The sequence below is a fragment of the Stenotrophomonas sp. B2 genome (genome assembly GCF_014947095.1).
GTDB classification, from domain to species: domain Bacteria; phylum Pseudomonadota; class Gammaproteobacteria; order Xanthomonadales; family Xanthomonadaceae; genus Stenotrophomonas; species Stenotrophomonas maltophilia_P.
This window is the reverse complement of record NZ_JADCQA010000003.1, coordinates 284,958-305,649: the sequence shown is the minus strand read 5'-3', so window position 1 is coordinate 305,649 and position 20,692 is coordinate 284,958. Positions and strand designations below refer to the sequence as shown.

Annotated in this window: 10 protein-coding genes; 7 read left to right on the top strand and 3 right to left on the bottom strand. The window is 67.0% G+C overall.

The annotated features are described in order from the left end of the window. Window positions 1-16 precede the first annotated feature (16 nt). The 3 genes from IMX13_RS05060 to IMX13_RS05050 are packed head-to-tail and all read left to right on the top strand — an operon-like array spanning window position 17 to window position 3,034. On the top strand, window positions 17-517 hold the full coding sequence (locus tag IMX13_RS05060; protein WP_193395924.1) for a hypothetical protein: 501 nt from the start codon (window positions 17-19) through the stop codon (window positions 515-517). After that, window positions 504-2,201 carry a DUF2235 domain-containing protein gene (locus IMX13_RS05055; RefSeq protein ID WP_193395923.1) on the top strand — a complete coding sequence of 566 codons (1,698 nt, stop codon included), beginning with the start codon at window positions 504-506 and terminating at the stop codon, window positions 2,199-2,201. The genes IMX13_RS05060 and IMX13_RS05055 overlap by 14 nt, the downstream gene beginning before the upstream one ends. Before the next feature lie 56 nt (window positions 2,202-2,257). Continuing rightward, window positions 2,258-3,034, top strand: a complete 777-nt coding sequence (locus IMX13_RS05050; protein ID WP_180875322.1) for a CDP-diacylglycerol diphosphatase — start codon at window positions 2,258-2,260, stop codon at window positions 3,032-3,034. On the opposite strand, the gene IMX13_RS05045 is transcribed toward IMX13_RS05050, so the two are convergent. Next, window positions 3,031-3,582 (bottom strand): GNAT family protein, encoded by a 552-nt coding sequence (locus IMX13_RS05045; protein ID WP_309250431.1) that lies wholly within the window; start codon window positions 3,580-3,582, stop codon window positions 3,031-3,033. The two genes, IMX13_RS05050 and IMX13_RS05045, sit on opposite strands and share 4 nt — an antisense overlap. 262 nt (window positions 3,583-3,844) lie before the next feature. Between IMX13_RS05045 and IMX13_RS05040 the strand changes: the two genes are divergently transcribed. After that, window positions 3,845-6,571, top strand: coding sequence for a TonB-dependent receptor (locus IMX13_RS05040; RefSeq protein ID WP_193395921.1), 2,727 nt, complete (start codon window positions 3,845-3,847; stop codon window positions 6,569-6,571). 108 nt (window positions 6,572-6,679) lie between these two features. On the opposite strand, the gene IMX13_RS05035 is transcribed toward IMX13_RS05040, so the two are convergent. Both IMX13_RS05035 and IMX13_RS05030 read right to left on the bottom strand, forming a co-directional pair. Then, entirely contained in the window at window positions 6,680-7,321 is a 642-nt protein-coding gene (locus tag IMX13_RS05035) for a hypothetical protein (RefSeq protein ID WP_193395920.1), read from the bottom strand. Between the two features lie 109 nt (window positions 7,322-7,430). Beyond that, a complete protein-coding gene (locus IMX13_RS05030; protein WP_053518369.1) occupies window positions 7,431-8,312 on the bottom strand; it encodes a LysR substrate-binding domain-containing protein in 882 nt (293 codons plus the stop codon). Window positions 8,313-8,404: 92 nt separating this feature from the next. On the opposite strand from IMX13_RS05030, the gene IMX13_RS05025 reads away from it, so the two are divergent. From IMX13_RS05025 to IMX13_RS05015, 3 genes are all read left to right on the top strand, one after another. Then, on the top strand, window positions 8,405-9,109 hold the full coding sequence (locus IMX13_RS05025) for an ankyrin repeat domain-containing protein (RefSeq protein WP_193395919.1): 705 nt from the start codon (window positions 8,405-8,407) through the stop codon (window positions 9,107-9,109). Window positions 9,110-9,160: 51 nt separating this feature from the next. Beyond that, window positions 9,161-10,627: an amidohydrolase family protein gene (locus tag IMX13_RS05020; RefSeq protein ID WP_193395918.1), complete on the top strand. Its 1,467-nt coding sequence runs from the start codon at window positions 9,161-9,163 to the stop codon at window positions 10,625-10,627. A 591-nt stretch (window positions 10,628-11,218) separates the two neighbouring features. Further along, window positions 11,219-20,593: an Ig-like domain-containing protein gene (locus IMX13_RS05015; RefSeq protein WP_193395917.1), complete on the top strand. Its 9,375-nt coding sequence runs from the start codon at window positions 11,219-11,221 to the stop codon at window positions 20,591-20,593. Window positions 20,594-20,692: the final 99 nt, after the last annotated feature.

Sequence of the window (20,692 nt, the reverse complement as noted above, 5' to 3'; positions counted from 1 at the left end):
ACGGAGCGAGGTCGGAATGATGGGCAACAAGTACCTGTGGTGGAGCGCGCTGGCGGTGATCGCACTGCTGCTGATGGGCGTCGGCTGCAGCCGGGCGATGGCACGCGGCAAGACGCCGATCATGTCGTTGTTCGCGTTCAACTACAGCCCGTATTACCTCGACGATGTAAGGGTGGATGGGCAGTTTCTGGGCGGAATCGGTGGATACACCAACGGTGGCTCCGGCATGGCCCCGCGTGCGCCCCGAGGCAAGGCGCCGCACAGCGTGCGCGTGCGCTGGATCGAGGCCAACCGATACGATCTGGCCACCAACCGCTATCTGGATGAAGGGCACCGCGTGCCGCGTGAAGCCGTGGTACCGCTGAAGACGCCCTATCCGCCCAACCCGGCCACCTTGCTGCTGCACTTCTATGCGGACGGCCATGTCGAGGCCGAGCTGCTGGACAAGGGCGTGAACAAGTGGGACGTACGGCGCATGCCAGTGCCGAAGGAGCACAAGGACCATGACCAGTATTGATCCGACCGCGATTCCCGGGCAGGTGGATCTTGAACCGGGCACCCCGGATCCGGTCGCCCAGGCCGAGGGCACGGCACGCACTGCGCGACTGGCCCGCGGCACACGTCCGCTGAGCGATGCCGAGCGCCGCCGTCGCCAGGAGGCGATGTGTGGCACCGTGCCCGACAAGGAAGCGGCCACTACGGGATGCACGCAGAGCCTGCACCTGGCCGTATTCTTCGATGGCACCGGCAACAATCGCGATGAGGAGCTGAACAAGGCCCAGAATGAGCGCGCATTGTCGAACATCGCCCGCTTGTTCATCGCGCACAGGGACGACACACGGAACATAAAACGGCAGTACCTGTCCGGCGTAGGAACACCGTGCCCGGAGGTCGGTGATAAGGGGGGGCTGCTGGGGCTGTCCATCGGCAAGGGCGGGCGCGAGCGCATCGACTTCGCGCTGCAGTCGCTGGACGAGCTGATAGACAGCCAGCCCGAGCCGATGCGCATCCTGGTGGTCAGCGTGTCGGTACTGGGCTTTTCGCGCGGAGCGGCTTCGGCACGCGCGTTCGCCCGCGATCTGGCCGCGCGCTGCCGACGCCAGGCCGATGGCACCTGGCTGTACCGCGAGCGTATTCCGCTGCGGATCGGATTCATGGGCGTGTTCGATACGGTGTGCTCGGTGTGGCCCAGCCTGACGGCGGCGGCAGTGAACTACCGCAATGGGCATACCGGATGGGCTGAAGGCATGACCATACCGGAGATCGTGGAGCAGTCGGTGCACATGACCGCCGCCCATGAGCTGCGCGGCCAGTTCCCCCTGGATTCCACCCGCGAGCATGCCGAATACCCCGCCAACACGGTGGAAATATGGTTCCCGGGTGTGCACTCGGACGTGGGCGGTGGCTACGATCCCCAGCACCAGGGGCGCCGGAACAGCATCGCGCGCTTTGCCCTGAACGAGATGTATGACATGGCGCAGGCCAGGGGGGTGCTGCTCAACCCGATCAGTCGCCTGGAACAGCACGTCAAGGCTGAGTTCGACAAGCAGGATCCGGAACTGCAGGCGGTGTTCAACGCCTATCTGCAGGCGGTGCGGGTCAAGCGTGGACGCATGGAGGACGTGCAGGCGTCGCATATGGAGCTGCTGTATCGCTGGCTGCGCGTGCGCGTGGCACGTGGTGACCAGTTGCCGTCGATGCAGCGGCTTGCTGCACGCGAAGAGGCCCTGCGGGAACAGGTGCGCACGCTGCGCCGACGGCAGTCGCAGCTGCCATCGCCCTGGGACAACGACAACCTGCATCTGGCCGACCAGGGCAATGCGGAGAAGACCGCCGAATGGAACCGGGTGTCAGACGAGCTGAAGGCGCGCAACGATGAGCTCTCTGCGGTACGCAAGCAGCGCCGGGGGCTGGAGAAGGAGAACGACACGCTGCTGGACAAGATCGTCAGCCTGCGACGGCGCCGGGAGCGCGGCAGAACGCTGACCATGGCCGAGCGGGTCACTCTGGAATCCTGGGACAATACGACCCTGCTGCCGCCGGAGGTGGAGACCTTCTTCGACGGGTACGGTCATGACTCGGTGGCGCACTGGTTCATCGGCAACCTGAGCCAATGGCGGGTGCTGTACTTCGGCGCGACCAAGTACACGCCCGGCAAGGTCGAGGAGACGGCGGATACGCGAGAGGCCGTGCCCGGCTGAGGGGGCAGGGTACACTGGCCGGCGCAGCCCTTGCCGTGCCGTCGATTGTGAGACCCGTGACCCGCCTGATCCTGTTGTTGTCCTGTTCGCTGCTGGCGGCCTGCGCCAGCGCGCCTGCGCCTGCTCCGGTCCCGTCGGATGCGCTGTGGAGGCTGATCGAGCGCGATTGCCGCGGTGCCGATGTGCCGCGTGGCGCCTGCCTGCAACGGGACGCGACCGCGGCCCGCCGCGATGTGCTCATCAAGGACGCCCATGGCGACTACCAGTTCTTGCTGATGCCACTGGACAAGGTCAGTGGCATCGAGAGCGCTGTGCTGTACCAGCGCGGTGCGCCGAACTACTTCGCGGCTGCCTGGCAGGCCCGCGGGCATACCGAACAGGCGCTGGGCCGCCCCCTGCCGCGCACTGTCGCAAGCCTTGCACTGAACTCGCCGCACGGCCGTTCCCAGCATCAGCTTCACATCCACATCGACTGCCTGCGCGCCGATGTGCTGCAGGCGCTGGACACGCACGCCCCGGCGGTCGGAATGCAGTGGGCGGCGTTGCCCGTGCCGCTGCGTGGCCATCGTTACGTTGCGCGCATGCTGCCGGGAGCAGAACTGCGTGCCAATCCATTGAACCTGCTCGCCTATGACCTGAGCGGGCTGCCCGATGTCGGCCAATGGAGCCTGGTGGTGGCGGGCCGCGAGAATGTGCTGGGAGGCCCCGGCTTCATTCTGCTGGCGACCCGCCTGGATCCCGCGACCGGCAACGAGGCCAGCGGTGAGGAGCTGCAGGACCATGCGTGCTCGGTACTGACCGGGGCGGATGCCGCGCTGGAGCGGGTCCGCTAGTCCGGGCGGACCTGTTGTCGCCAGCGCGGCGCGGTCAAGGCCAGCAGTTGCCGGTCCTGCCAGCCATCGATATCCAGATGGTGATCGCGCAGCAGGCCTTCATGCTCGAACCCCACCGAGCGCAGTGCATCGACGAAAGGCGTGCTGCTGGCCACCGGAAGCAGGGTGAACACGCGATGCAGTCCGACCTGGTCGAACAGGAAGGGGCACAGCGCCTGCAACGCCTGCGCGGGATGCTCGTGGCTGTGCTGCATTGAACGCAGCTCGGCGCAACGGGCGTGGGCGGAGTGCAGCTGGATCTGCAGTTGATCATGCAGCATGCCGTGCCGGTCATCGAACACGCCCAGCAGCAGCTGGTCGTTGTCCTGCTGCAGGCGCGAACGGTGGACGCCTGCCAGGAAGCGCGCTTCCTCGTCGACGCCTGACGGGCGGAAGATGCCGCGGCTCCTTCGATCGTCGAAGGCGCGCCAGCGTGGCAGATCGGCGCGGTTGAACAGGCGCAGGGTGATCGGGGCCGCCTGCAGCTGCACAAGGTGTTGGCGCAGCACGGGGCGGAGCGGCGGAATCGGAGGGCCGAAGGAACAGGTCGTCATGGCTTGACGATGCCCGTACATGCGCCGCCACACCATCAAGAATGTTGTAAAACGCACGTTGTCAGCGCGCGGTGTCACTTATCAGGTTCCGGCATAAGCCCATCAGGCCTGGTCATTTCCGCTGAAACTGTCCGTTCGGGACACTTTCGTTACGGGATCGTTATGCGTGCACAGGCCGCCGCGTCCCGTCCAATCGTCCAACTCCCCCAGGAAGCCCATGTCCGCCTCTCCCCAGGCGCTGCGCCATCGTCCGCTGGTGCTCGCGCTGTCGTCCCTGATGCTGGCCTCGTTGCCCGCCTTCGCGCAGGAAAGCGCACCTACATCGCTGCAGGAAGTGAAGGTCACCGGTTCGCGCATTCCGCGCGCCAGCGTTGAAGGGCCGTCGCCGGTGACCGTGATCAGCCGGGAGCAGATCGACGCACAGGGCTACCGCAATGCATTCGACGCCCTGAGTGCGCTGACCGAGAACACCGGCAACGTGCAGGGCGAGGATTACGGCAATACCTTCACCCCGGCCGCCAACACCATCAATCTGCGCGGGTTGGGGCCGAACCGCACGCTGGTGCTGGTCAACGGTCGTCGCCAGTCCGACTATCCGCTGGCCTACGAAGGCTCGGTCAACGTGGTGAACCTGGCCAACATTCCCAGCGCCCTCATCGAGCGTATCGAAGTGCTCGCCGGCGGCGCTTCGGCCGTGTACGGTTCCGACGCCATCGCCGGCGTGGTCAACATCATTCTCAAGGAGCGCTACGACGGCGTGGACATCAACGTACGTGCCGGCGGTACCGAGCAGGGCGGGGGAGACAACCAGCGCGTGCAGGTGGTGGGAGGTGGTGCCGGTGAGCGATGGGAAGGCGTGTTCGGCTTCGAGCTGGGAATCCGCAAGGCCATCCACGCACGCCAGCGCGATTTCATGGACTCGCTGGACGATGATCCGCGTGGCACGGTCCCGCAGGCCACGGCCATCGCCTATCGGCGCAATGCAGCCACCGGCAGGAACATCGACCCGGGCAGTGACGGCTGCGATGCCGCTTCCGGGATCTACGGCGGGAGCGTGTTCCGCGCCACCAATCCGCGCCTGGGCAGTTACTGCGGCAGCAACGAGGCCGCCGCCAGCTACTGGACCGTGCAGACTGAAAAGCGCAACCTCGATGGCTATGGCCTGCTGACCTTCCACCTGGACGAACGGACCGATCTGTTCGCCGACCTGGCCGTGGGCAGCGCCACCATCTACAACAACACCCGTGCCCCGACGTGGACGTCCGCACGCAATTACTTCTACAACCAGAACAGTGGTGAACTGGAGAGCTGGTATCGCCGGTTCGCACCGGAAGAAGTGGGCGGCCTGCCGCGCAACGCCAATCGCTTCCTGGAAAAATCGTGGTCGTTCAACGTCGGTGTACGCGGCCAGCTGGGTGACAGTGACTGGGACTACGAGGCCGTCTACAGCCGCTCGCGCTACGAGAACCGGACGCGGCGGCCGGTGCTGCTGGCGGGAATCAACGAATACCTGCTGGGCCCCACGCTGGGCGTGCGCGACGGGGTGGAAGTCTACGCGCCGGATCCGGCACGGCTTTACCAGCCGCTGACGCCGGACGAGTACGGGCAGTTGTCCGGTTACCAGGAGAGCCGCAATGCGGCGTGGCTGCAGACCTTCAGCGCCAGCGTCAACGGCCGCCTGTTCGAACTGCCCGGGGGAGACGCGGCGCTGGCGGCCGTGGTCGAGGCCGGCAGCCAGGGGTATCGCAACCGACCGGACCCGCGGCTGGGAACCGGAGAGTTCTGGAACACCAGTGCCGGCGTTGGCGCAGGAGGAGAGCGTGATCGCTATGCGGTGGGCGCCGAACTGCAGCTGCCGTTGCTGCCGCGCCTGACCACCACGCTGGCGGGCCGCTACGATCAGTACCGGGCCGCAGGCGAACACATCGGCAAGGCGACGTGGAGCTTCGGCGTGGAGTTCCGCCCGCTGGACAGCCTGTTGATCCGTGGCACGGCCGCCACCAGTTTCCGTGCGCCGGACATGAACTACGTGTTCGCCACTGAAACCCGCGGCTACAACCCGGGCATGACCGATTACTGGCGGTGCCGTACCGCCGGTCAGCCGTATGACGACTGCGACTTCAACGGCCTGTCCATCGACTTCAGCAACCGCGCCAATCCGCAGCTGCAACCGGAAACCGCCAAGTCGTACGGCTTCGGTGTGGTCTGGTCGCCGCTGGCAAGCCTGGATTTCAGTGCGGACTACTACGACATCCGCATCGACAACGAGGTGACCAATCTCGACAGCAGCCGCATCCTGCGCGACGAAGCCGATTGCCGCCTCGGCCGTACCCTGGGCGGTGAAGTGCGCGATATCGGTTCGCCGCTGTGCCAGGACGCGCTGGCCCGCGTGATCCGTAATCCTTCCACGGCGGCGGTGCAGCCGGACCAGGTCACCCGGGTGCTGATCAATCCGATCAACGCGGCATCCGAATCCGTGCGCGGCATCGATCTGAAGGGCAACTGGCGTTTCGATGCCGGGCGGGCGGGGCGCTTCACCACGCGCCTGGCCTACACCGTCGTGCTTGAGCATGAGTACCGGCAGTTCGCCGATGACGAGGTGCGTGACATCCGCAATTCCCTCGACGACTGGCAGTGGCGCAGCAAGGTCAACGGCAGCGTGACCTGGAACCGCGGTGACTGGACCGCGACGGTGTACGGCAACCGCTATGGCTCGCTGCCGAAGAGCGACGGCAGTGGCCGCATCGGACCGTACATGACGTACAACGCGAGCGTGTTCCGCACCTTCGGCGACAACCTGTCGCTGGGTGTCATCGTCAACAACCTGCGCAACAGCCGACCGCCGGCGGACCGCAACGGGGGGGGCTGGCCGTTCTATCCGGTCGGCAACTACGACCCCTATGGCCGCCAGTTCTGGGTGGAGATGGATTACCGCTTCAACTGAGCAGCGCAGGTGGGGCGCCTCTTCGACTCGCGTCTGCGGCGAGCGGAGAGGCGTCGCTTGGTGCCTTCACTACGCGCGGACAGTCGTCACAGCCATCCGCAATCACGCTTACGGCAACGCCTGCACCAGATAGGATTCGATGACGTAGCTGAAAGGTTGCTGCTGGCGGTCGCGCAGCAAGGCGCGTACTTCCAGGATGATGCCGTGGTCGCCCTCGCCACGGGGGGGCCAGAAGGTCTGGTCGGCTTCGGTCTCGCGCTGGAAGCCCAGCGGGCCGACCACGCGGCCGAAAGGCTCGTCGGTGCTGTCCAGCACCTGGTTCATCGCCGTACTGAGATGGCCGGGCAGGTACCAGTTGTCGGCCTCGGACAGCACGCGGTTCCCGCACACCAGCTGCACGCGGCGGTAGTGCAGCGCGGCGCTGGAGTCGGCGCCCAGTGCCTGCAGCACCTCGGCCGGGGCCTGCTTGTCATCGCCATGGATGCGCACCGCGCGGACGCGGGCCTGCTGGGCCAGGCCGTGTTCGGCACACCAGCTTTCCAGCGTGGCTGTGGCGCTCTGCCCGGACAGCACCCGCTGATGCAGCCGTTCGACCAGCGCCGCCGAGGCGATCCGCTGCTGGCCAGGCGGTGCCTGCGGCGGCGGAGCGCCGACGGCATCGCTGGCGGACAGGCTGGCGATCGGCGCGGCGGCAAGCAGTGAAGCGGCCTGCCAGCGGCGGATACGATCGTGGCGGTCGGACGGGCCCATGCGGCATCACAGCGGAAACAGGTGTCTATGGTACCCGTTCAGCGCTGTGTACGGCGCACCCGCCGCGCCCCTGCTCCCGGCGGTTCCCGGCGGTATTCATCGAACGGGCTCATACCGGCTCGCGCTGCACCTGCTGCCACAGCTCGCTGGCCAGCGCACGCACGGCATCATCGGCGTCGCCACGGTGCAGCAGCCCGATCTCGTAGTTGTCGATCACCGGCAGGTTCCGTTCGCCGTCGATGATGCGGTGTCCGCGGCCCACTGCCCGGCGCGGCAGCAGGCTGATGCCGATGCCATCGGCAACCGCGCCCTGGATGCCGCTGAGCGATGAACTGGTGAAGGCGATGCGCCAGCGCAGGCCGAGTGCTTCGACCGCCTGGATCATTTCGTCGCGGTACAGTCCGCGCGGCGGGAAGGTCACCAGCGGCAGGGGCTCCTGCAGCAGGCAGCCACTGCGCAGGCTGTCGATCCAGTGCATGGGTTCACGCCGGCAATGCACGGCCTGGCGGCTGTTGCGGCGCTGCTTGACCAGGACCAGATCCAGTTCACCATGATCGAAGCCATGGGCCAGATCGCGGCTGAGGCCGCTGCTGATCTCCAGCTTCACCTGCGGATGGCGGCGGCTGAAAGCGGCCAGCATGCGCGTGGTCTGCGCGTTGACGAAGTCCTCGGGCACGCCGATGCGGACCGCTGTTTCGACCGTGGCGCCTGCCAAGGCCTGCGCCATTTCCTCGTTCAGGTCGAGCATGCGCCGCGCATAGCCCAGCAGCGTGTGGCCGGCGTCGGTGGGCTGCACATCGCGATGGCCACGCTCGAGCAGGCGATGACCGGCCAGCTCTTCCAGACGGCGCACCTTCTGGCTGACCGTGGACTGGGTCGAGTGCAGGCGGGTGGCCGCAGTGGTGAAGCTGCCGCAGTCGGCCACCATCACCAGGGCCCGCAGCAGGTCCAGTTCGAACAGTGACCTATTCGATTTTGAACTTTCTTGCATTTGAACATTTCATTTCTGGATACCCGTGGCGACTTCTACCATGCGGCCAAGGTACCGGCAACGTCCGGCCGACTGATTCCGGAGGGTTCATCATGTACCTGCAACACCGCTGCCTGCGCTGGGCTGCGCCCTCACGGCGCGCGCTTCTGCTGTGCCTGCTGGCCGTGGCATTTCCGGCCTGTGCCGCAGACCCGTCCGGCCAAGCCGACACGCGGTTGCGGGAGGCCGCCAGCCGCGGCGATGCCGGAGCGGTGCGCCAGGCACTGGCCGATGGCGCGGCCTTGGAAGCGCGCGACGCACAGGGCCGCACCGCGCTGCTGCTGGCGACCCATGGCAACCGCGTGGACGCGGCGCGCGTGCTGATCGAGGCGGGGGCCGATGTCAACGCCAAGGACAGGCTGCAGGACAGTGCCTATCTGTACGCCGGTGCGCGCGGACTGGACGGGATCCTGGCCTTGACCCTGAGCCATGGTGCAGACCTGAGCAGCACCAATCGTTATGGCGGCACCGCCCTGATTCCCGCCGCCGAGCGTGGCCACGTCACCACGGTGCGCATGCTGCTGCGTGCGGGCGTGGCAGTGGACCACGTCAATCGACTGCAGTGGACGGCGCTGCTGGAGGCGATCCTGCTCGGCGACGGAGGGCCGCGCCACACGCAGATCGTGCAGCTGCTGCTCGAAGCGGGCGCCGATCCTGAGCTGGCCGACGGCGAGGGCGTGACGCCGCTGGCTCATGCGCGCCAGCGCGGATTCGCCGCGATCGAAACCCTGCTGCGCCAGCATGGCGCGACACGCTGATATCTGCTCCTTCCATTCCGCACGCTGGCCGTGCCCATCAGGATATTCTCCATGTTCTGTTTCCGCCCGTTGTCCCTTGCTGTGCTGTTCGCCTGCGCACCGCTGTCCGCAGCTGCGGCCGAACGTGCCGATCTGCTGATCCGCAATGCCACCGTGGTCGATGTGGAGCACGCCCGCACCCTGCCGGGGCAGAGCGTGGTGATCCGCGGCGAGACGATTGTTGCGGTCGGCCCTGACGCAGGGCTGGAGGGCCAGTGGCGCGCGGGCCGGCAGCTGGATGCGCAGGGGAAGTACCTGATTCCGGGACTGTGGGACATGCATGTGCACTTCGGTGGAGGCCCTGCGCTGATCGAAGAGAACAAGGCACTGCTGCCGCTGTACGTCGCCCATGGCATCACCACCGTGCGCGACTGTTCGGGTGATCTGCCGCAGCAGGTGCTGCAGTGGCGTGGCGAGATCGCCGCCGGCACACTGTTCGGTCCACGCCTGCTCAGCTCCGGCGCCAAGATCGAAGGCATCAAGCCGGTCTGGAAGGGGACGATCGAAGTCGGCAGCCGCGCCGATGCCGATCAGGCGATCACGCGCCTGCAGCGCGACAAGGTTGACTTCGTCAAGATCACGGACAGTACGCTGACACCGGAACTGTTCCTGTACTCGGCCGACGCCGCGCGCAAGGCAGGATTCAGGGCATCGGGCCATATCCCAATGGCGCTGACCGTGGAGCAGGCGGTCGATGCTGGCCTGGCGTCGATCGAACACCTGGACTATGCGTTCAAGGCGGGCAGCAGGGATGAGGCGCGGATTGCAGCCGATTTCGGCGCCGGACGTATCGATCGTGCGGAAGCCAACCGGCAGCTGGATGCCAGTTTCGACCGTGACACCGCGATGCGCGCGTATCGTGATTTCGCCCGTCGAGGCGTGTTCGTGACGCCCACACTCAACGGCGGACGCATTCTCGACTTCCTCGACCAGGACGATCATGCCCACGATCCCTATCTGGCCTACATCGGCCCAGGCCTGCGTGCCACTTACCAGTGGCGCGTGGAGCGCGCGGCCAAGGCCACGCCGGCACAGATCCAGGCGCGGCATGCGCAGTACCGGCAGGTGGCCGCGGTGCTGCCGATGCTTCAGGAAGCGGGTGTGACGATCATTGCCGGCACCGACGCCGGCTTCCTCAATTCGTTCAACTATCCCGGGATCGGACTGCACCAGGAACTGCAGCTGTTCGTGCAGGAAGGGCTGACACCGCCCCAGGCCCTGTCAGCGGCCACGCGGTCTGGCCCGGCCTGGTTCGGGCAGATGGACCGCTACGGCAGCGTGGCCACGGGCAAGGCCGCGGACCTGGTACTGCTGACCGCCAATCCGCTGCAGGACATCGCCGCGACCGGGAAGATCGACAGCGTGATCCTGCGCGGCCACGTGCATGATCGTGCAGCGCTGGACAAGATGCTGGCCGACACCCGTGCGCGCGTGGCCGCGTGGAACGATGAAGCAGACAAGGCCCGATCAGCGGACTGAACGCAGTCATCGCTGTAGTGATGAGGGGAACGGGGGAGTCGCCACGCGTTGCTGCGGGCACTCCCGACCGTTCCTTCGTTCGTTTTGCGCTGCGCAAAACGAGCCTGAAGCGTCAATTTGGATCGCATTTTTTTCCCGTGAAAACGGGTGTTCCAGCGTAATGACGTGCCAACTGCGTCACAGAGCTTTCAACGACCTGCGCGATGAAGGCCGCATGCACGCGATCTGCATGGAACGTTCACTTCGACGCGGTGTATACCCTCCCGCAGCGGACGGGGAGCAATGGCCGACGTCCGACGGCCCTGACCGCGTCGCTGAACGCGCGTCGGCGATTCCAGACAAGAGGATTGTCGTTCATGCATCTGCATCTCGCGCCCACGCTGTAGCGCTGCATCGCACCACGACCGGGCGCGTCGCATCGCTGCATCCGGTCGCCTGAAGAATCCGAAGCACGTATCCGGCAGCAGGCGTTTTGCCCGTTGGCAGTGGCTTCGCGCGAAAACATATCCATTCCGTGCCGCCGTGCCAGCGTGATCGCTGTGCGTGACGTCGTTGTGCGCATGGCGGTGCGCCTGTAGAGAGGAATGTCCCATGGCCATCCGCGTCAAGGTTGTCCCGGCAAGCGAATCGATCAGCTCCGATACCGCCGCCACCACCGTCCGCAATGATGTCGTGACGCTGCAGCAGAGCAGCAACGTCGCACTGGACATCGATCCAGACCAGGTCGCCGGCTACGTGAAGGACGGCCAGGATCTCGTGGTGCAGCTGAAGACCGGCGAGAACGTCCGCATCGTCAACTTCTATGCTGAAGGACAATCGCCCAGCCATCTGTTCCTGGTGGATGACAAGAAGCTCGTGGCCGTCGATCTGCCGGTGGTGGCCAGCGATGGGCCGTTGGCGGCGAGCTATCTGCCGCAGGAGACGCTGGCTGGATTCGACTCGCTGACGGCAGCGGGCGCGGGCGCGGGCAGTGGCATCAGCGGCGCGATGGTGCTGGGCGGGCTGGCCGCGGTCGGCGCAGCGGTGGCGTTGGCCGACAGCGGCGGCGGTGGCGGATCGCCGAATCCACCGCAGAATCCCCCGGTACCCGATACCACGCCGCCGGCCGCACCCACCGGGCTGGCATTCAGTGCAGACGGCCGGACGCTTACCGGCAGCGGTGAAGTCGGTGCCACGGTGCGCGTCGATACCAATGGTGACGGGCAGCCTGATGCGACCGGAACGGTGGGTGCCGATGGGCGATTCAGTGTCACCCTGTCGCCGCCGTTGACCAACGGCGAGAGCGTCAGCGTGACGCTGGTCGATGCCGCCGGCAACGTGAGCGGACCGGGGCAGGCGACGGCCCCCGATACGACACCGCCTGCAGCGGCCAGCAACGTGGTGGTGGCTGACGACGGCAGCAGCATCAGCGGCAGCGGTGAGCCGGGAGCAACGGTGGGCGTGGATACCGATGGCGATGGCCAGCCCGATGCCACCGTGGTGATCGGCGGCGACGGCCAGTTCACGGTGCCACTGGATCCACCGCTGACCCAAGGCGAGACGATCAGCGTGGTAGTGACCGATCCGGCCGGCAACAGCAGTCCGCCGGTCACGGTGCAGGCGCCCGACTATCCCGACGCGCCGCTGGTGAATGCCAGCAATGGCAGTGTGATTTCCGGAACGGCGGGCGCGGGCCTGACCATCCTGCTTACGGATGGCGATGGCAATCCGATCGGCCAGACGGTAGCGGATGCGAGCGGCAACTGGAGCTTCACGCCGCCTGCGGCGCTTGCTGATGGAACCGTGGTCACTGCCGTGGCCCAGAATGCGGCCGGCAATACCAGCCCCGCCACGTCGATCACCATCGATGGCGTTGCGCCTGCCGCACCGGTCATCGATCCAAGCAACGGCACGACGATCAGCGGTACCGCCGAGGCCGGCAGCACGGTGACCCTCACCGACGGCAATGGCAACCCGATCGGCCAGGTCACCGCCGATGGCGATGGCCACTGGAGTTTCACCCCGGGCACGCCGTTGCCGGACGGCACGGTGGTGAATGCCACCGCAACCGATCCGGCCGGCAACACCAGCGGCCAGGGAAGCATCACGGTCGATGCGGTCGCGCCGTCCATGCCTACCGTGGAGCCCAGCAATGGCGGCACGCTCACGGGCACCGCCGAGCCCGGAAGCACGGTGGTGCTGACCGACGGCAACGGCAATCCGATTGCGGAAGTCGCCGTCGATGGCAGCGGCAACTGGAGCTATACCCCCGGCACGCCGCTGCCCGATGGCACGGTGGTCACGGTGGTTGCCCAGGATGCCTCAGGCAACAGCAGCCCGCCGGCAACGGTCACCGTGGATTCGCAGCCGCCTGCCGCGCCCATACTCGAGGCCAGCAACGGCACCACGCTCAGCGGAACCGCCGAGCCCGGCAGCACGGTCACCTTGACCGATGGCAACGGTAATCCGATCGGGCAGGTCACCGCCGACGGCAACGGTGACTGGAGCTTCACCCCGGCCACGCCGCTTCCGAACGGCACCGTGGTCAACGCCAGTGCCACGGACGCCACCGGCAACACCGGCCCCGGCGCCAGCATCATCGTTGACGCGGTCGCTCCGGCCGCCCCGGTCGTCCTTCCCAGCAACGGCACGAGCATCAGCGGTACGGCCGAGCCCGGCAGTACCGTGACGCTGACTGACGGCAGCGGCACTGCGATAGGCCAGACCACCACTGACGGCAACGGCAACTGGAGCTTCACCCCGGCCACGCCACTGCCGGACGGTACCGTGATCAATGCCACCGCCACCGACGCGGCAGGCAACACCGGCGGGCAGGGCGGCACCACGGTGGATGCGGTGCCACCGGCCGCGCCTGTGCTGAACCTGAGCAACGGCAGCGCAGTCACTGGCACCGCCGAGCCTGGCAGCAGGGTGATCCTCACCGATGGCAATGGTGATCCGATTGCCAGCGTAACGGTGGATGGAAGCGGCAACTGGAGCTACACACCCGCCACGCCGCTGCCCAACGGGACGGTGGTCAACGCCGTGGCAGTGGATGGCTCCGGCAACGCCAGCGTCGGCAGCAGCGTCACCATCGACTCGCAGGCGCCGTCGGCGCCCGTGCTCGACGTCAGCAATGGCACCCTGATCGTAGGCACCGCCGAGCCGGGAAGCACGGTGACGCTCACCGACGGCAATGGCAATCTCATTGCGCAGGTCACCGCCGATGGCTTTGGCGACTGGACCTTCACTCCGGCGACGCCGCTTCCTGATGGCACCGTGATCAACGCCACGGCCACCGATGCCACCGGCAACACCAGTGCGCCTTCGTCGATCACGGTCGATGCCGTCGCACCTGCCGCACCCGTGGTCAACCCGAGCAATGGCATCACGCTCACTGGCACGGCCGAGCCGGGCAGTGTCGTCACGTTGATCGATGGCAGCGGTAATCCCTTCGGTCAGGCCCCGGTCGACAGCAACGGCAACTGGTCGTTCCCGCTCGCTACGCCGCTGCCCGATGGCAGCGTCGTCAGCGCGACCGCCACCGATGCCTCTGGCAATACCAGCGGCGCGACCAGCATCACCGTGGACGCGCTGCCACCGGCGACGCCGGTGCTGAATCCCAGCAACGGCAACACGGTCAGCGGTACCGCCGAGCCCAACAGCACGATCATCCTCACTGATGGCAACGGTGGTCTGATCGCGGAGGTCACCGTCGATGGCAGCGGCAACTGGAGCTACACGCCGGCCACCCCGCTGCCCGATGGCACCGTCGTCACGGCCGTGGCGGTGGACGCGGCAGGCAATACCAGTCCGCCGTCCACCGTCTCTGTCGATGCCAGTGCGCCGCCGGCGCCGGTCATCGATCCCAGCAACGGCACCACCGTCAGTGGTACTGCCGAAGCTGGCAGCACGGTCATCCTGACCGACGGCAGCGGCAATCCGATTGGCCAGGTCACCGCCGACGGCAGTGGCAACTGGAGCTTCACTCCCGGCACGCCGCTGCCGGACGGGACGGTGATCGTGGCAACCGCCACCGATGCCACCGGCAATACCGGCCCGCAGGCGGCCATCACCGTCGATGCGCTGCCGCCGCCGGCCCCTGTGGTCGACCCGAGCAATGGCACGACGATCACCGGCACCGCCGAGGCCGGCGCCACGGTGATCCTCACCGATGGCAGTGGCAACCCGATCGGGCAGACCACCGCCGACGGCAGTGGCAACTGGAGCTTCACCCCGGCCACGGCACTGCCTGACGGCACGGTGGTCAACGCGGTCGCGCAGGATGCGGCCGGCAACACCGGCCCGCAGGGCAGCACCACGGTCGATGCGGTGGCGCCGCCAACGCCGGTCGTCAATGCCAGCAATGGCAACGTCCTCACCGGTACCGCCGAACCGAACAGCACCGTGACGCTGACCGACGGCGACGGCAATCCGATCGGGCAGGCCACTGTCGATGGCAGTGGCAACTGGAGCTTCAGCCCCGCCACGCCGCTGCCCGATGGCACGGTGGTCAACGTCACCGCGACCGATGCCGCAGGCAACACCAGCGCACCGGCAAGCACCACCGTCGACAGCTCGCTGCCCTCGATTCCGCTGATCGATCCCAGCAACGGTTCGGTGATCAGCGGTACTGCAGATCCGGGCAATACGGTCATCATCACCGATGGCAGCGGCAACCCGATCGGCCAGGTCACGGCTGATGGCAGTGGCAACTGGTCGTTCACCCCGGGCGTACCGCTGCCCGATGGGACCGTGGTCAACGTGATCGCGCGCAGTCCTTCGGGTGTCGACAGTGCGCCGGCGGCCATCACCATCGATGGCGTTGCGCCGCCGGCGCCCGTGATCGATCCCAGCAATGGGGTCGAGATCAGTGGCACTGCAGAGGCCAATGCAGTCATCGTGCTGACCGACGGCAGCGGCACTCCGATCGGGCAGACCACGGCCGATGGCAGCGGCAACTGGAGCTTCACCCCGGCCACGCCATTGCCCGACGGCACGGTGGTCAACGCCATCGCGACGGACCCGGCCGGCAACAGCAGTGGCCCGGCCAGCATCACCGTGGATGCGCTGGCACCGTCGGCACCGATCATCAACGCCAGCAACGGCGTGGTGATCAGCGGCACCGCCGAAGCCGGTGCGATAGTGATTCTCACCGATGGCAACGGCAACCCGATCGGGCAGACCACGGCCGATGGCAGCGGTAACTGGAGCTTCACCCCCGCCACAGCGCTGCCGGACGGAACGGTGATCACTGCGGTCGCCCAGGATGCGGCGGGCAACACCAGTGGCCCGGCAAGCACCACGGTGGACGCGGTGGCACCGCCGGCACCGGTGATCGACCCGAGCAACGGCAGTGTGGTAAGCGGTACGGCAGAAGCGGGTGCCACGGTGATTCTCACCGATGGCAGCGGCAACCCGATCGGGCAGACCACGGCCGATGGCAGTGGCAACTGGAGCTTCACTCCGGCCACGCCATTGCCCGATGGCACGGTGGTCAACGCCATCGCGACGGACCCGGCCGGCAACAGCAGCGGCCCCGCCAGTACCACCGTCGATGCGGTGGCGCCGCCGGCGCCGGTGATCAACGCCAGCAACGGTGCGGTGATCAGCGGTACCGCCGAAGCCGGCGCGACGGTGGTCCTGACTGACGGCAATGGCGATCCGATCGGGCAGACCACGGCCGATGGCAGTGGCAACTGGTCGTTCACGCCCGGCACGCCGCTGCCCGATGGCACCGTGATCACGGCGGTGGCCCAGGATGCGGCAGGCAACGCGAGTGGCCCGGCCACGACCACCGTGGATACGGTGGCGCCGCCGGCGCCGGTGCTCGACCCGAGCAACGGCAGTGTGGTGAGCGGTACAGCCGAAGCCGGTGCCACAGTGATCCTGACCGATGGCAGCGGCAACCCGATCGGCCAGACCACCGCCGATGGCGCCGGCAACTGGAGCTACACGCCGGCTACACCGTTGCCGAATGGCACGGTGATCACTGCGGTGGCACAGGATGCGGCGGGCAACGGCAGCGGCCCGGCCAGTACCACGGTCGATTCGGTCGCGCCGCCGGCACCGACGATCGACGCGAGCAACGGCAGCGTCATCAGCGGCACCGCCGAAGCCGGTGCGACAGTGATCCTCACTGACGGCAACGGTATTCCGATTGGGCAGACCATCGCCGATGGCAGTGGCAACTGGTCGTTCACGCCCGGCACGCCTCTGCCCGATGGCACCGTCATCAATGCACTGGCGCGCGACGCGGCCGGCAACAACAGCAGCCCGGTCAGCACGACCGTCGATGCGGTCGCGCCCTCGGCGCCGACGCTCGATGCCAGCAACGGCACGGTGATCACCGGCACCGTCGAGCCCGGCGTGAAGGTGATCCTGACCGACGGCAACGGTGATCCCATCGGCGAAGCCACCGCCGATGGCAGCGGCAACTGGAGCTTCACCCCGGCTACCCCGCTGCCCGACGGCACCGTGATCAATGCCATCGCGCAGGATGCGGCGGGCAACAACAGCGGCCCGGTCAGCACCACCGTCGATGCGGTGGCGCCGCCGGCCCCGGTGATCGACCCGAGCAATGGCAGCGTCATCGCTGGCACCGCCGAAGCCGGCGCGACAGTGATCCTCACCGATGGCAACGGCGATCCGATCGGGCAGACCACCGCCGATGGCAGCGGCAACTGGAGCTTCACCCCTGGAGCGCCGCTGCCCGATGGCACCGTGATCAACGCGGTGGCCCAGGATGCGGCGGGCAATACCAGCGGCCCGGCCACCACCACGGTGGATGCGGTGGCGCCGCCGGCGCCGGTGATCGACCCGAGCAATGGCAGTGTCATCACTGGCACGGCCGAAGCCGGTGCCACAGTGATCCTCACCGATGGCAACGGCGATCCGATCGGGCAGGCGATCGCCGATGGCAGCGGCAACTGGAGCTTCACCCCTGGTGCGCCGCTGCCCGACGGCACCGTGATCAATGCGGTGGCGCAGGATGCGGCCGGCAATACCAGCGGCCCGGCCACCACCACGGTGGATGCGGTAGCGCCGCCGGCCCCGGTGATCGACCCGAGCAACGGCAGTGTCATCAGCGGTACGGCTGAAGCCGGCGCCACGGTGATCCTCACCGATGGCAATGGCGATCCGATCGGGCAAGCTATCGCCGATGGCAGTGGCAACTGGAGCTTCACCCCTGGAGCGCCGCTGCCCGACGGCACCGTGATCAACGCGGTGGCACAGGATCCCGCAGGCAATACCAGCGGCCCGGCCACCACCACGGTGGATGCGGTGGCGCCGCCGGCCCCGGTGATCGATCCGAGCAACGGCAGCGTCATCACTGGCACCGCTGAAGCCGGTGCAACAGTGATCCTCACCGATGGCAACGGCGATCCCATCGGCGAAACCACCGCCGATGGCAGCGGCAACTGGAGCTTCACCCCTGGAGCGCCGCTGCCCGATGGCACCGTGATCAACGCGGTGGCGCAGGATGCGGCAGGCAATACCAGCGGCCCGGCCACCACCACGGTGGACGCGGTGGCGCCGCCGGCCCCGGTGATCGACCCGAGCAACGGCAGTGTCATCACTGGCACGGCCGAAGCGGGTGCCACGGTGATCCTCACCGATGGCAACGGCGATCCGATCGGGCAGGCTATCGCCGATGGCAGCGGCAACTGGAGCTTCACTCCTGGAGCGCCGCTGCCCGACGGCACCGTGATCAACGCGGTGGCGCAGGATGCGGCAGGCAATACCAGCGGCCCGGCCACCACCACGGTGGATGCGGTGGCGCCGCCGGCCCCGGTGATCGATCCGAGCAACGGCAGCGTCATCACTGGCACCGCTGAAGCCGGTGCAACAGTGATCCTCACCGATGGCAACGGCGATCCCATCGGCGAAACCACCGCCGATGGCAGCGGCAACTGGAGCTTCAGCCCGGCCGCGCCGCTGCCCGACGGCACGGTGATCAATGCCATCGCGCAGGATGCGGCGGGCAATACCAGTGGCCCGGCCACCACCACGGTGGACGCGGTGGCGCCGCCGGCACCGGTGATCGATCCGAGCAACGGCAGCGTCATCAGCGGCACGGCTGAAGCCGGCGCGACGGTGATCCTCACTGATGGCAACGGCAATCCCATCGGCGAAACCACCGCCGATGGCAGCGGCAACTGGAGCTTCACCCCGGGCACACCGCTGCCCGACGGCACAGTGGTCAATGCCATCGCGCAGGATGCGGCGGGCAACAACAGCGGCCTGGCCACCACCACGGTGGACGCCGTGGCGCCGCCGGCGCCGCTGCTCAGCGTGAGTGCTGACGGCACGCTGCTGAGCGGCACGGCCGAGCCCAACAGCCAGGTCCGGATTGTGGTCAATGGAGACACCGCGAATCCGATCACCGTCAATGTGGATGGCGGCGGCAACTTCAGCCTGCCGTTCGCACCACCGTTGATTGCCGGCGAGCTGATCTCTGCGGTCGCGATCGATCTGGCGGGCAATACCAGCGGTCCGGCGACGATCAATGCCCCCGATCTTGCGCCACCGGACATCAGCGTGCCGGAGGCCGCCGACACGTGGATCAATGCTGCGGAAATCGGCGACGGCATCCAGGTCGACGTGACCGTTCGCCCGACGATGCAGGTCGGGCAGGTCATCACCGTCAGGTTCGCGGGCCAGAACGGCTACGAGGCCAATGTCAGCCACACCCTGACCGCTGCGGACATCGCGGCCGGTTCGGTGACCGTGACCTTGACGCCGCCCGCTGGCATGGGGCCGTTCCCGGAAGGCGCATCGACCATCACCGCCGAAGTCGCCGGTGGCACCGCATCGGCGCCGGAAGCCTTCACCATCGATACAGTTCCACCCGCAACCCCGGTGCTGTCGCTGGTCGGCAATCTGCTGACCATTTCCGCCGAACCCGGCACCGAATTGACGGTCACGCTGACGGTAGGAGGTGTGACGGCCACGGCGACGGTCACCGCCGACAACAGTGGCCTGGCGTCGCTGAACCTGCTCACCGATCTGGATATCGACTTCACCTGGGACCAGCTGCTCAACGCACAGGTGTCGGTCGTGGGCAGTGATCCGGCTGGCAATCCGAGCAACGTGGCCAGCATCGGCATCGGCACCAGCATCGAACAGCCGGTCACCATCGGCAACTTCGGGGTGGACGTCAGCCTCAATCCTCTCAATCCGCGCTTTGGCTTCAGTGGCACCACCGAGCCGGATTCGAGCGTTGTGATCCGGGTGATCACGCCCGCGCTGAACGTCGAGCTGCTGCCGATCCAGGCCGATTCCTCCGGCAACTTCTCGCTGAACCTGCTCAGTCCGACCATCCTCAGCCAGCTCGGGTTGAACATCACCGATATCCTCAACCTTGGGTCGCAGATATCCTTCAATCTGGTATCTACCGATTCCAACGGCAACGACAGCGCTGCTTACGGCGTCACGCTGAGTCCGAACGGCCTGTCGTTGAACATCGGTCAGATCGATGTCAACGGTACATCCGGGAATGACGTACTGTCCGGCGCCAACGGCAGTTCCGAGCACATCAACGGCGGCGATGGCAGCGATCTGATCTTCAACGTCGGCAGTGGCGATCACGTGGTGGCCGGCAACGGCGACGACGCGATCCAGATCACCGCCACCAACTTCGTCAGCATCGATGGAGGGGCTGGATTCGACACCCTGATCCTGGCCAATGGTATCGACCTGGACTACAACTCGGCCGGTGTGGGCACGCTCAGCAACATCGAGCGCATCGATCTGGGCACGGGAGATTCGGGCAGCGTGCTCACCCTCACTGCGGCGGAAGTGGCGGCGATCACCGATGGCAACGACACGCTGCAGATCACCGGCGAGAGCAACGATGTGCTGAACGTCATCGGTGCGGTCAACACCGGAACCACCCAGTTGATCAATGGTGTGACCTACGACGTGTACACCTTTGGCAGCACCACGCTGCTGGTGGAGGACAACTCGGTGCAGGTGGTGGCCTGATGCCGCAACGGCGGAGCCGAAGGCGGTGGGCAGGAGGAGCGTTCGCGCTCCTCGTGCTGTGCGGCCTGCCGGCGGGGGCCAGTGCGATGAGTGTGGAGC

Excerpts from the sequence above, each read along its gene's own strand:
- IMX13_RS05060 (WP_193395924.1), top strand. The coding sequence starts at position 17 with ATGATGGGCAACAAGTACCTGTGGTGGAGCGCGCTGGCGGTGATCGCA.
- IMX13_RS05055 (WP_193395923.1), top strand. The coding sequence starts at position 504 with ATGACCAGTATTGATCCGACCGCGATTCCCGGGCAGGTGGATCTTGAA.
- IMX13_RS05040 (WP_193395921.1), top strand. The coding sequence starts at position 3,845 with ATGTCCGCCTCTCCCCAGGCGCTGCGCCATCGTCCGCTGGTGCTCGCG.
- IMX13_RS05035 (WP_193395920.1), bottom strand. The coding sequence starts at position 7,321 with ATGGGCCCGTCCGACCGCCACGATCGTATCCGCCGCTGGCAGGCCGCT.
- IMX13_RS05030 (WP_053518369.1), bottom strand. The coding sequence starts at position 8,312 with ATGCAAGAAAGTTCAAAATCGAATAGGTCACTGTTCGAACTGGACCTG.
- IMX13_RS05025 (WP_193395919.1), top strand. The coding sequence starts at position 8,405 with ATGTACCTGCAACACCGCTGCCTGCGCTGGGCTGCGCCCTCACGGCGC.
- IMX13_RS05020 (WP_193395918.1), top strand. The coding sequence starts at position 9,161 with ATGTTCTGTTTCCGCCCGTTGTCCCTTGCTGTGCTGTTCGCCTGCGCA.
- IMX13_RS05015 (WP_193395917.1), top strand. The coding sequence starts at position 11,219 with ATGGCCATCCGCGTCAAGGTTGTCCCGGCAAGCGAATCGATCAGCTCC.